Below are 12,840 nucleotides of genomic sequence, written 5' to 3'. Positions count from 1 at the left end.
TGTAATGTGTCGCCGTGAAGGTTATTGAAGGGGATGGATCTTATGGTAATAGCCTTGCCTGAAGTGTAAAAAAAATGGGTGATTAATTAAATAGGACCCCTAAAGCAAAAAAAACACAGTTTAAAACGGTTATTCAGTAAAATTTCCGGTTTTAATGGTAGTCATTGTTATAATGAGCAACAATGGTGAGTTTTACTGAACTTTCTAATTGTGCAGGGAATGTTTTAGAGGTATCGGGCCCGGTTAAACTTTTAAAATGAAACCCGAAAAACCATTAAGATAACCGCTATTACATTTAAGGAGCAGAGAAATAAAAATATTAGACATACAAAAATGAACTACAAAAAAGGAAAATACCTGTTGGCATTTACGGGGTTTATCATTGCAGGTATATCTGGGGTAAATGCCCAGGTAAAACACGAATGGAAAAAGGCCACTGAAGGTGCTTATACGTATCGTTATGTAACCGGTGATCCCATGCACGCACAGTTTTACAAGCTCAAAAATGGCTTAACAGTTATCCTGAGTGTTAACAAGAAGGAACCGCGTATACAAACGCTGATTGGTGTGCGTGCAGGGAGTAACAATGATCCGAAAGATCATACGGGTCTTGCACACTATCTGGAGCACCTGCTTTTTAAGGGAACGGATAAATATGGCTCGCTGAATTGGGTTAAGGAGAAACCATATATTGACCAGATTGAGCAATTGTACGACAAATATAACCATACAAGTGATGCAGCATCGCGCAAAACAATATACCACCGGATTGACAGTGTATCGGGCCTGGCTTCGCACTATGCTATAGCTAATGAGTACGATAAACTAATGGCAGGTATGGGTGCACAAGGTACCAATGCCCATACATTTGTTGAAGAAACAGTTTACCAGGAGGATGTTCCATCGTCATCAATAGATAAATATCTGGCGGTGCAGGCCGAGCGTTTCCGTTACCCGGTATTCCGTTTATTCCATACCGAGCTGGAAGCGGTATATGAAGAAAAAAACCGGGGATTAGACAACGACCCGCGTAAGGTGTACGCCGCCATGTTAGACGGCCTTTTCCCAACCAATAATTACGGACAGCAAACCACTATCGGTACGGTAGAGCATTTGAAAAATCCTTCGTTAATTGCCATACGCAATTTTTACAATACCTGGTATGTACCTAACAATATGGCCATCATCATGTCGGGAGATTTTGACCCTGCTTACCTGATCAAAAAGATCGATGCTGATTTTGCTTACATGCAACCTAAGCCTTTGCATGAATATACACCTGCTCCTGAAGCGCCTATCAAAGCTCCTGTAGTTAAAGAAGTATTGGGCCCCGATGCAGAAAGCATAAATATTGCCTATCGTATGCCAGGCGTACAGGATAGCCACGCACAGGTAATGCTGGAGGTGGTAAGTCAGTTGCTGAGCAACGGCAAAGCAGGCTTGCTTGATTTGAACCTGAATCAACAGCAAAAAGTACAGGGGGCTGGAGCTTATGGACAAAGCTTTAAGGACTATGCCATGCTGGTTTTAAATGGTAAAGCCAAAAAGAGTCAAAGTCTTGATGAGGTTAAAGAACTTTTGCAGGCTCAGATAGAAAAAATTAAAAAAGGCGATTTTGACGCCACACTGGTGAAAGCTATAGTGAACAACGCTCGTCTTTCAGATATCAAAGACCTCGAAAAAAATGATAACCGTGCCAATAACCTGATGGATGCTTTTATAAAGCATAAAGGTAATAACTGGCAAAATGATGTGGGGCTGCTTGATGAAATGGCCAAAGTAAACAAGCAGCAGGTGGTTGATTTTGCTAATCAATACCTGGGCAATAACTTTGTACTGGTTTATAAGCGCATTGGCGAAGATAAAAGCATTGTAAAGGTTGAAAAGCCTGCAATTACACCAATATTTATCAATAAGGAAGCGCAGTCGCCATTTTTGAAAACCATTGCTGCCATGCCTGCAACACCGGTACAGCCGCAGTGGTTAGATTATAAAAAGGATATACAGAAAAGCAAAGTAGGTATAACCGATATGCTGTATGTACAGAATAAGGATAATTCGCTCTTTACCCTGTCTTACCGTTTTGATATGGGTAGCTGGAATAACAAAATGCTGCCCCTTGCCGCACAATACCTTCAGTTTCTAGGTACTGATAAAACATCGGCAGAAGCCATCATTAAAGCGTTTTATAACATCGCCTGCAACTACAATATAGCCGTAGGTACCGATGTAACCACGGTAACTATTACCGGTTTACAGGAAAATTTTGATAAAGCGGTATCATTATTTGAAAATCTGGCAGCTAACTGCAAAGCTGACGAAGGAGCATTTACCGCCTTTAAGGGCCGTATTGAAAAAGCAAGGGAAAATAATAAACTTAACAAGGCAACTATTATGCGCGGGCTGATACAGTATGCCATGTATGGCCCCAATAACCCGTACAATTACCAATTGAGTAAAGCGGAGTTGAACAGTGTGACTGCAGAGCAGCTTACCACAATACTGCACAACTTCATGAACTATAAACACACTGTGCTTTATTACGGACCGGCTGCAATCACATCTTTAGCAGCTAAACTTGGTAAACTGCATCCCATGCCGGCTCAGTTTGCGGTAACCCCGGTGGTCAGAGTGTTTGATAAAACCAGCCAAAGCAGTAACCAGGTATTATTTGCCGATTATGACATGGTACAATCAGAAGTATACTGGGTGCGTAACACGAGTAATTATAATCCGGATAATACCGCTACCATCAATGTGTTTAATACTTATTTTGGTGCTGGCATGGGCTCTGTTGTATTTCAAACTATCAGAGAATCAAAAGCATTGGCTTATTCAACCTTTGCGCAATATGTATCGCCAGATAAAAAGGACGGCAGGTATTCAGAGATAGCTTATGTAGGTACACAGGCCGATAAAATGAATGATGCTATCCATGGTATGAATGAACTCTTAAATGACATGCCTGAAAATAACACCCTGTTACAAAATGCCCGGCAAGGTATTAAGCAGGATATTGCAACAGAGCGGATCACCCAGGATGGCATTATTTACAATTACCTGGCTGCACAAAAACTGGGGCTAGATTATGATTATCGAAAACAGGTATTTGAAACGGCCGACAAGATTAATTTTGCAGATATTCAAAAATTTCATGATGATAATCTGAAAGATAAACCTTACGTCTACTGTGTTCTGGGTTCGGAAAAGAAGATCACCCCGGAAATATTAAAACAGTATGGGGATGTTAAAAAATTAACATTAGAAGAGATTTTTGGCTATTGATATAACACAAGCCGGTAATATAAATCACTATAAACTTTCAGATAAGTAAACTCATCAAACAGGCAACATCCTTACACATGTTGCCTGTTTGATTAAATAGTAAAATTTATAACGGATATGCCGTATCGCTCTTAGTTTCAGACAAAACAAAGAAGCTTTGCACGGTGGTAATATTGGGTAGGGTTGCCAGCTTGTTCCGGTAAAAATGATGGTAAGCCTCCATATCACTTGTGGCTATACGCAGGATAAAGTCAAAGGTCCCGGTCATCTGGAAACATTCCATTACTTCAGGGAACTTGGCAACTTCCGCTTCAAAATTATTTAGCGTATTGGCGGTATGGTCATTTAAAAGTACATGGCTAAATGCAATCAGGTTTCTGTTGATTTTTTTGCTGTCCAGAATAGCTACAATGCGCTTAATGTAACGCTGGTCTTTCAACCGCCTGATCCTTTCATGAATAGTGGCAATTGATTTATGAAGCTTGTAAGATATCTCCTTATTGGTTAATGAAGCATTTTGCTGTAAAAGCTTTAAAATTTCAAGGTCAGTTGCGTCTAAATCGTTCATTTATAAAAGTTTAAAAGGTGGGCTGTTGAAAAAAAATACAATGATAGGAACTAATAGTTTTAAAAGCTGAAAATAAGCAAACTATAATTGTAATTAACCATAAAATTTACGGTTTTTTTGATAATGATTGTTACTATTATAGGATATGCTGAAATTTAACCAATAAAATTAAAGTATGACAGACGGGGTAGCAGTATTGGATTTAACAATAAATATGGAAAAGAAGTTTCAGGACTTATGGTATCTGGTGGGCAACACGCCGATGTTAAAATTACAGTATACCTACGAGGGCAAGCCTGGAGAAATTTATGTAAAATGTGAACATTATAATCTTACAGGCAGTGTAAAGGACAGGATGGCGCTGTATATTTTATACAAGGCTTACAAAAATGGAAATATATCATCCGGCGATACCATCATTGAGGCCACCAGCGGCAACACGGGTATTGCCTTTGCAGCAATAGGAAGGGCGCTGGGTCACGATGTAAAAATAATTATGCCCAATTGGCTAAGTAAAGAGCGGATTGATATTATCAAAAGCATGGGAGCCGAAGTGTTATTGATCAGTAAAGAACAAGGCGGTTTTTTAGGCAGTATCAAATTAAGTGAGGAATTAGCCGATGATGGCGGCGTTTTTTTACCCAGGCAATTTGAAAACCTTTACAATGCCGAAGCGCACGGAATGACTACCGGGCCCGAAATATGGGAGCAACTCGCTGGCCTGGGCCTTAAGCCCGATGCATTTGTCGCAGGAGTAGGTACAGGCGGAACCGTAATGGGAACCGGCAAATACCTGAAATTGATGAATCCCGAAGTGAAGATCCATCCCCTTGAACCCGCTGAGTCGCCAACGTTAACAACCGGGCACAAGGTAGGCAGCCATCGCATACAGGGAATTTCCGATGAGTTTATACCGGCAATTGTAAAGCTGGACACCATGGACGCGGTCGTGCAGGCCAGTGATGGTGATGCGATCATTATGGCGCAAAAGCTATCTAAACAATTGGGATTAGCGGTAGGAATATCGTCAGGGGCCAATGTTATCGGCGCCATTAAATTAAAGGAACAGTTGGGAGTGGACGCGGTCGTGGTTACGCTGCTATGTGACAGCAATAAAAAGTACCTCAGTACCGATCTGGTAAAAGAAGAACCCATTAAACAGGGATACATCTCAACAAATACGGATTTTACCGGGTATCAGCCCATATCCCGCCTGAATGAACCCGTTATTCAATAATTAATCAAAAAAAAATAAGATGAAAAAAATTACAACGATAATAACCGTGCTGATCTTGTTTGCCCTGCAAAGCAAATCGCAAATTTTGCAACCGGTAAAGTGGAGCTATGCCGCTAAGAAAACCAGCGCGACAGAGGCTGTAGTATTTATTAAAGCAACTATTGATGCCGGCTGGCACGTGTACTCTCAGTTTGTTAAAGATGGCGGCCCGGTAAAAACCACTATTGATTTTACCCCATCAAATACTTTTGCTATGGTAGGTAAAACCACTGAGCCATAGCCTATTATTCGAATGGAAAAAGCTTTTGGAATGGAAGTTGGTTTTTTTGAAAAGAGTGTGATTTTTCGGCAAAAGATTAAGCTGAAGGCCAGGCAGGTTACCGTTAGCGGTAAGCTGGAATATATGACCTGTAACGATCAGAAGTGCTTGCCGCCGGATGATATAGACTTTAGCATATCTGTAAAATAAACCTGTAAAATTCATGGAATCAATGCGGCTTTGGAGGTTGCCTCAGGCTATGCCTTTGCCTGATTTTTTCCGGCTTGCTACTGTATTGCGTGGTAAAACTTCCGGTTAATGCCGTTAAGCCGAAAGCATTGTTACCAGCTGCCCATGTTTATGGGGTGTTGAAATACTGCTAAAGATAAATGCAATGGGTTTGGATTGTCGGGCAATAGCAGCGGTTCTATCACCGTATGCTGTTAACCGGTTAACAGATAATTATCACCAGGCAGGAGAGCTGTTGCTCCAATATCATCTTGATAACCTTGACCAGGTACAAGAACTATGTGATGAACCTGAATCTACAGGAATTGTAACAAATATAAGGATCAAAAAAAATAAAGATTAATGAAGCGGATCATATTATTTATTTTACTAATTACAGGGATCGTATCTGCCCAAAATGTGGTAAAAGCACAAGACACTGCTTCAACCTCAGGTATAGAATTTACCCCTATTAATCCATCCCCGGCTGCAAAAACCACCGGGACCAAAAAAGACGGCAGCCGGGAAAAAGCAGTGGACAAAAAAAGCGGGAAGGCCGCATTAAAAGAAACTACCAAAGAGCAGAGCAAACAAACCCTATGGACCATCTTTTTGGCTGGTTTGGCAGGTGGATTTGCTGCCCTGTTAATGCCCTGCATTTTCCCCATGCTGCCGTTAACGGTTAGCTATTTCACCAAATCGGGCGATAAAAAGGGGAGTCCGGTGGGTAAGGCAGTTATTTATGGTGTCAGTATAATAGCCATATATGTGGTCATGGGGCTCCTGGTAACTGTCGTTTTTGGTGCCGATGCCTTAAATAGTTTATCAACCAACGGGATCTTCAACTTTGGTTTCTTCCTGTTAATTGTTGCGTTCGCCGCATCTTTTCTGGGTGCTTTTGAAATTACTTTGCCTTCGGGCTGGGTGAATAAAATGGACCAGAACTCAGATAAAGGGGGGCTGGCCGGGTTGTTCTTTATGGCGGCTACATTGGCATTGGTATCCTTTAGCTGCACAGGTCCCATTATTGGTACATTACTGGTTCAGGCCGCTACTACCGGGGCCTTACTGGGCCCCGCTATTGGTATGCTGGGTTTTGCGCTGGCACTGGCCATACCCTTTGTGCTGTTCGCCATGTTTCCCAGCTGGCTTCAATCGTTGCCCAAATCAGGCGGGTGGCTTAACAGTGTGAAAGTTACATTGGGTTTTCTGGAACTGGCGCTGTCCTTTAAATTCCTGAGCAATGTGGATCTGGCTTATCATTGGCACTGGTTCGACAGGGAAATATTCTTGGTATTGTGGATCGTGATTTTTGCCCTGATGGGTTTTTATTTGTTGGGTAAACTAAAATTCAGCCATGACAGTGACCTGAAATTTATTTCGGTGCCGCGGCTTTTTCTGGCCATTATTGTTCTGGCGTTTACTATGTATATGGTGCCGGGGTTATGGGGTGCTCCACTTAAATCGATCAGCGCCTTTCTTCCGCCGCAGGCAACACAGGATTTCGACTTATCTAATCCGGGTATGGGCAATAATAATCAAAGTAACAGCAATAGTACCACGGATACCCAGCCGCGTAAATATGCCGACCTGTTTGATAAGCCGAAGGGTTTTAATCCCTATTTTGATTATGATGAAGGCCTTGCTTATGCAAAAAAGGTACATAAACCGGTGATGATAGATTTTACCGGTCATGCCTGTGTAAACTGCCGTAAAATGGAAGCTAATGTTTGGCCCGACAACCAGGTATATCAAAGGATTACCCAGGATTATGTACTGATCCAACTATATGTGGACGATAAGACGGATCTGGCTAAAACGGAACAGGCTTCCACGCCCGAAGGAAGAAAAATACAAACCATTGGCAATAAATGGAGCTATCTGCAAACTTCAAAATTTGTATCCAATTCACAACCGTTTTACGTGCTGCTGGATCCGGATACACAGGAGCCTTTAGTAACGCCCCGGGGGGCAGATTATGATCCGCTTAGCTATTTGAAATACCTGGATAGCGGTTTAAGTGTTTATGGTAAATGAGGATTATCAGGCTGATGATACTGTGACAGTTATAATGGTTGTCATCGGCATTATGGTCATTTATCTCATCGTGCGCATGTTGCTGAACAAGCTTAAAGGTAAAGATGAGTTAGATGGATTGTTATAAAATATTTTAGTTAAAAAGTCTTCATTTCGTTCTTTAACCAGTTAATAGTTAATTAATAAAAAGCATCCCCTGAAGCGGATGCTTTTTTTTTGAAGATGTAAGAAAAATAGTATTCCATACATTTTTGCCTGGTTCCTGTTGTCATTCGGTTGAAAGCATAATAGTACAAAAATATTTGGATGATAGGACCAAGGGACCTTTCACGCCCGGACGCGATTATAATCAGCGCCAAGGCCAAATGTGTGGTAAAACTACGGACAGTCAGTCTTATTATTGACAATGCTGATCTGTAGTCGATTCAATGTTAATATAAACAGGTTTCTTTCCCAGTCAATTTCAGATTTTAATTTAGAAGTTATAAAATATCAAAATTAAATACTGACATTCGACGGACCGATTAATATAACTACGCTTCAAATAAGCGACGAACACCAAATGAAAGCGCATCTCCAATATTCAGATGAAGAACTTACGGGTTTAATCCAAAGTGATGAACTTGTAGCGTTTGAAGAAATATATAACAGATATTGGTATAAAATGTATGTTTTTACTAATAAAAGACTCAGGTGTAAGGAAGCTTCCGAGGAAATTGTACAGAATTTTTTTACTAAATTCTGGCAAAACAGAAATACTATTAAAATTGACGAATCCTTAAAGGCATATCTTTTTTCATCGATAAGTTATTTAATCATCAATCATATAAAAAAAGAAGCCCTTAAAAATCAGTATCTACAGTTATCTTACACTGCAGTTGAAGACCAACTGGATAACTCCACCGAGGATATCGTACATTTAAATGATCTGCAGAGTATTATTGACAAAGAGCTGGAGAAACTCCCGGTACGTTGCCGTTCGGTTTTTGAGCTTAGCCGCAAGGGTAATAAATCAAATAAGGAAATTGCCCACGTGTTAAATATATCTGAAAAAACAGTCGAGAACCATATCACCAATGCCATTCGCTATCTCCGTATAAATCTAAAAAATTCACTGCTGTTTGCTCTTCTGGTATTCAGGCATCATCTATAACCCCGGTTCACTGGTCACATTATCCTTGTTCCAATACATCGAGCTTCGTTCATTCTAAATAAATGTTAAGAACACAAGGCGCGAAGGCAATCTCACCTAACCAAGCGGGACATGGTAAACTGAGCTAATAGTTCCGGATTCATACCTGCAAACGTCCTTGTTTAGCTAACCAATCTTCAATAAAAACGATTTCACGGAAACTAAAAACAATGATGTTATTATTCAGTTGTTGACCAACCTTGTGCAATCAATTGGCTCACCACCTTAAATTATTTGTCATTATTATCATTATTCACAATCTATCATACACTTTATTCATAGCTGATCATACACATAGACTGAAGGTTCATCCGCAAACTTTTGACCGGATTCATCGTGGCGGATCTTAAGCTTTGGTCGCTGACGGTTACCAGAGTGATAGCTATAGCGCCAATTGGCAGCCGCTAGTCTGCCTTCAGGCTTTTGCCCGGATTAGCCAGCGCGGCCTGGATGGTTTGGTAACTGACTGTTAATAAGGCCACGCTTATTGTACCAGCCGCCGTTAATATAAATATCCACCAGGAAAAAGCCGTCCGGTAATTATAGTGCTCGAGCCATTGTTCCATAAACAGGTAGGACAGCGGCATGGCGATCAGCAAGGCAATGAGAACCAACCGGATAAAATCTTTAGAAAGCATGGCCCACAGCGCCGGAACTGTTGCGCCTAAAACTTTACGGACGCCGATCTCTTTTTTACGCTGCTCAGCCATAAAGGACGCCATGCCGAAAAGGCCCAGGCAGCTGATCAGGATTGCCAGGAACGAAAAACAGCTGGCCAGCTTTCCCACTCTTTCCTCGTTGTCAAAGTTTTTTGCGAAATCTTCACTTACAAAATTGTAAGAGAAGGGTGAGGTAGCATCGTACGCTTTAAAAATTGCCGCTATTTTAATTAAGGCGGTATGTGCGCTGACTGAGGGGGTGATCCTTAGCAGCATATTCGATAGATGCCCTTTCCGCAGGTAAAAGAACATCGGTTTGGCCTGGTCATAGGGTGATCCGGTCACCATGTCTTTAACAATGCCCACAATGGTATAGTTGCCGTTACCCTTCCAGCGGATCGTCTCACCCACCGGTTCTTTCAGCCCCATGTACGAGGCGGCCGTCTCATTTATGATAAAGCTGGAGGAATCGCTGAGGAATGTGGATGAAAGATCGCGACCGCGTTCAACTTTCCAGCCAATGGTTTTCCCGAACTCAGGAGTAATGGCGACACTGGTAAATTCTTCCTGCAGGGCAGGGCTTTTGCCTCGCCAGTCCAGGCCGCTTTGGGTGACATAAGTCTGGGTAATGGGCGTTTCCGATTCAGCAATTGCGGATACCATACTGGAACCTATGAGATCGTTCCTAACAGCCTGGTATTGTCTATTGATCTCATCCGTTTGCAGGGGTATGGTGATCAGGCCATTGCGGGAATAGCCAACTGGCCGGTCTTTCGCAAATTCGACCTGGCGGAATATCACGATCGTGCCGATGATGAGCATCACCGAAGCGGTAAATTGCAGGACAACCAGCATCTTGCGCGGCAACATAGCCAGCCGCCCGGTACGAAAAGTGCCCTTCAGTACTTTCACAGGCTGAAAAGAAGATAAGTAGATCGCAGGATAGCTGCCGGCAATTAGTGCGGTGAACACACAAAAACTGATGCTGCAAAGCCAGAAATAAATGTTTGTCCAGGGAATGTCGAGTTGCTTGCCTGCAATGCCGTTGAAGAATGGCAGGCTAAGCATCACCAGCGCCAGCCCGAGCAGAAAGGCCAGCGACGCAGTCAGCAGCGATTCTGTATAGAACTGGATGATCAGCTGACCGCGCAGGGAGCCGATTGCCTTCCGGATACCTACCTCCATCGCCCGTTTTTCGGAACGGGCAGTGCTCAGATTCATAAAGTTAATGCAGGCCAGCAGGAGGACGAAAGCACCGATAATCCCGAACAGCCAGACATATTGGATACGGCCACCGCTGTTGACCCCATTTTTGAACTCTGAATATAAATGCCATCTGGCCATGGGCTGCAGGAAGACGACCGGGTTGGAATGCACATCGGCAGTCTTACTGTTCCTGATCGCATTGAGCTTTACATCCCTGATCTTTTGAGAAACCGCCGACATGTCCGCGCCATCTGCCAGCTGTACAAAGGTCTGGAACATGCTGGAGCCCCAGGGATTGGTAAAACGGGTATCATAATGCTGGCTTTGCACCAGTAAGCTCCATGGCGCGATAAACTTAAGGTCAGCAAAATAGGAATTGGAAGGCAGGTCTTCGTAAACGCCGGCTACTTTTACGGTCAGGTCATGGTCGATCCGCAGGGTTTTATTCATGGCCTCTCCTTTACCGAAAATAGCCAGCACGGCCGAACGTGAAAGCAGGATCGAGGAAGGATCGTTTAGACCAGCGCGGCTTCCTTCGGCCATTTGTAAAGACAACATTTCTGTAATGCCGGGTTCCATAAAATTACCATTCTGCTTCAGGTTATTTCCGCCAAAAGATAATACATGCGGCCAGGTACCGGATGCCATGACCACCTGTTTAAAGTTGCTGCCATAATTGCTCCGCAAGGCCTGTCCCGTTGGATAGGCCTGTGTATTCCAGGTTTCCGTTTGGTTGTTTCTGGTATGATTTTGCATGACCATGGCAATGCGGTCATAATTCGGGATACTTCTATCGAAGCTCAGTTCGCTCCATGTCCATAGACCGATGATCAGGCTGACCGACATGCCAAGGGCGAGACCACCGATATTGATAAACGATGTAAATTTCTTGGTGATCAGGTTTCTCCAGGCGATTTTCAAATAATTCTTAAACATAAAGCTGTGGGTTAGTTTTGTATAAGACCAGCTTGGAGCGGTCTTGTGACGCAAAACTATCGCAGCAGAGCGGGTAAAAGGTCTCAAAGTGTAAGTTGGGCGCTCTTTTTCCAACTCCCGTTTATATTCTGCCGGGCTTAATCCGGTCATTTCACGGAAGATCCGGTTAAAGGTAGATTTGGAGTTGAATCCGGCATTCAGCGCAATGCCAATAAGGGTCAGCCGGTCATAAGCCGGGTCCTGCATTTTTTGAACGACATCCGAAACGCGATACGCATTGATGAAATCGTTAAAGTTTTTCTTGAGCGCAGAATTGATGATCCGGGATAGTTCGTTTTGATTTATATTAAGTGTTTGTGCCAGCGAGCGTAAGCTGAGGTCGGGATCCCGGTAATACAGATGTGCTTGCATAACTTCTTTAAGCCAGATGCCTTTTTGTTTCAGTTCCGCCGGCAGCAATTGCCTTATGGATTGCACATCAGCCGGCACTTCAGTGTTCGGCCTTGAAAATGCCGCCGCAGCGATCCGGATCATCACGACCGCAGATAGGAGATACAGCGGATAACAGGCCTTAACACCCAGTTGGTTGTGGTAAAAAAAATAATTTATTAGGGTAAATGGCACCCACAACAGCCACGACAGGCCCATGCTGATCAGTATGCGTCGCAGCCACCGCAATTCATAACGGTACCGGTCACTTGCTTCATTAAATTTCAGACGCCGGTAATACTTGTCAATCAGCCTGTTTGCAGCCCACAGGTAAATCACGGCAATAATAGACGCCGGTAATTGTAATATGGAATCAAACTGATTCAGTAAAATTTGCGCGCTAAGTGCAAGCACCAGGGGGCTAAAATGAAGCAGATACCGGTGGCCGATCTTATATTCCTGGCAGGTTAGTTTTAGTACATAAAAATAAATAAACGGGCCCGCCACCAGCATATACAGCAGCGGCAGCCGGCTCCAATGTATAAAGTAATTATCCGGCCCTATGTCAATTCCTAAAATCAGGATCATCCACAACACCGTAGTGGTTAAAGCCAGGGCAAGAAACAGATTGGCTGACCGGTTGGGCTTTTTAGCACACCACAACTGCACGGCCAACGTAGAGCCGACAAATATCGTTCCCAGGCAAGCCAGGTCATAGAGGTTAATATGTAAGCTATATGCGTTCAACGTGACATGGTTACTTCAATCGTTGTTCCAGTTTTTTAAATAGCTGAATATTAAATT

The 12,840-nt window shown here is 43.0% G+C and carries 8 protein-coding genes; 6 read left to right on the top strand and 2 right to left on the bottom strand.

Annotation, left to right across the window (positions count from 1 at the left end; all coding sequences use genetic code 11):
- Nucleotides 1-333: 333 nt before the first annotated feature.
- Entirely contained in the window at nucleotides 334-3,285 is a 2,952-nt protein-coding gene (locus BLR84_RS05975) for a M16 family metallopeptidase (RefSeq protein WP_090465951.1), read from the top strand.
- A 106-nt stretch (nucleotides 3,286-3,391) separates the two neighbouring features.
- On the opposite strand, the gene BLR84_RS05970 is transcribed toward BLR84_RS05975, so the two are convergent.
- Entirely contained in the window at nucleotides 3,392-3,853 is a 462-nt protein-coding gene (locus BLR84_RS05970) for an Lrp/AsnC family transcriptional regulator (protein WP_090465947.1), read from the bottom strand.
- Nucleotides 3,854-4,067: 214 nt separating this feature from the next.
- Here BLR84_RS05970 and BLR84_RS05965 point away from each other — a divergent pair, with 214 nt between their 5' ends.
- From BLR84_RS05965 to BLR84_RS05945, 5 genes are all read left to right on the top strand, one after another.
- Complete coding sequence (locus BLR84_RS05965) at nucleotides 4,068-5,090, top strand: PLP-dependent cysteine synthase family protein (RefSeq protein WP_255366868.1); 1,023 nt, start codon at nucleotides 4,068-4,070, stop codon at nucleotides 5,088-5,090.
- A 19-nt stretch (nucleotides 5,091-5,109) separates the two neighbouring features.
- Nucleotides 5,110-5,370 carry a hypothetical protein gene (locus BLR84_RS30555; protein WP_369829176.1) on the top strand — a complete coding sequence of 87 codons (261 nt, stop codon included), beginning with the start codon at nucleotides 5,110-5,112 and terminating at the stop codon, nucleotides 5,368-5,370.
- 12 nt (nucleotides 5,371-5,382) lie between these two features.
- Nucleotides 5,383-5,559, top strand: a complete 177-nt coding sequence (locus BLR84_RS30550; RefSeq protein ID WP_369829175.1) for a protein-disulfide reductase DsbD domain-containing protein — start codon at nucleotides 5,383-5,385, stop codon at nucleotides 5,557-5,559.
- A 381-nt stretch (nucleotides 5,560-5,940) separates the two neighbouring features.
- Nucleotides 5,941-7,614 (top strand): protein-disulfide reductase DsbD family protein, encoded by a 1,674-nt coding sequence (locus BLR84_RS05950; RefSeq protein ID WP_090465939.1) that lies wholly within the window; start codon nucleotides 5,941-5,943, stop codon nucleotides 7,612-7,614.
- A 562-nt stretch (nucleotides 7,615-8,176) separates the two neighbouring features.
- Nucleotides 8,177-8,767 carry an RNA polymerase sigma-70 factor gene (locus tag BLR84_RS05945; protein WP_090465936.1) on the top strand — a complete coding sequence of 197 codons (591 nt, stop codon included), beginning with the start codon at nucleotides 8,177-8,179 and terminating at the stop codon, nucleotides 8,765-8,767.
- Nucleotides 8,768-9,210: 443 nt separating this feature from the next.
- Here BLR84_RS05945 and BLR84_RS05940 read toward each other — a convergent pair whose 3' ends face one another.
- Entirely contained in the window at nucleotides 9,211-12,783 is a 3,573-nt protein-coding gene (locus BLR84_RS05940) for an ABC transporter permease (protein WP_143013839.1), read from the bottom strand.
- Nucleotides 12,784-12,840: the final 57 nt, after the last annotated feature.

It is taken from the genome of Mucilaginibacter sp. OK268, assembly GCF_900103125.1.
Lineage (GTDB): Bacteria > Bacteroidota > Bacteroidia > Sphingobacteriales > Sphingobacteriaceae > Mucilaginibacter.
This window is presented reverse-complemented; position numbering and strand designations above follow the sequence as displayed.

Excerpts from the sequence above, each read along its gene's own strand:
- BLR84_RS05975 (WP_090465951.1), top strand. The coding sequence starts at position 334 with ATGAACTACAAAAAAGGAAAATACCTGTTGGCATTTACGGGGTTTATC.
- BLR84_RS05970 (WP_090465947.1), bottom strand. The coding sequence starts at position 3,853 with ATGAACGATTTAGACGCAACTGACCTTGAAATTTTAAAGCTTTTACAG.
- BLR84_RS05965 (WP_255366868.1), top strand. The coding sequence starts at position 4,068 with ATGGAAAAGAAGTTTCAGGACTTATGGTATCTGGTGGGCAACACGCCG.
- BLR84_RS30555 (WP_369829176.1), top strand. The coding sequence starts at position 5,110 with ATGAAAAAAATTACAACGATAATAACCGTGCTGATCTTGTTTGCCCTG.
- BLR84_RS30550 (WP_369829175.1), top strand. The coding sequence starts at position 5,383 with ATGGAAAAAGCTTTTGGAATGGAAGTTGGTTTTTTTGAAAAGAGTGTG.
- BLR84_RS05950 (WP_090465939.1), top strand. The coding sequence starts at position 5,941 with ATGAAGCGGATCATATTATTTATTTTACTAATTACAGGGATCGTATCT.
- BLR84_RS05945 (WP_090465936.1), top strand. The coding sequence starts at position 8,177 with ATGAAAGCGCATCTCCAATATTCAGATGAAGAACTTACGGGTTTAATC.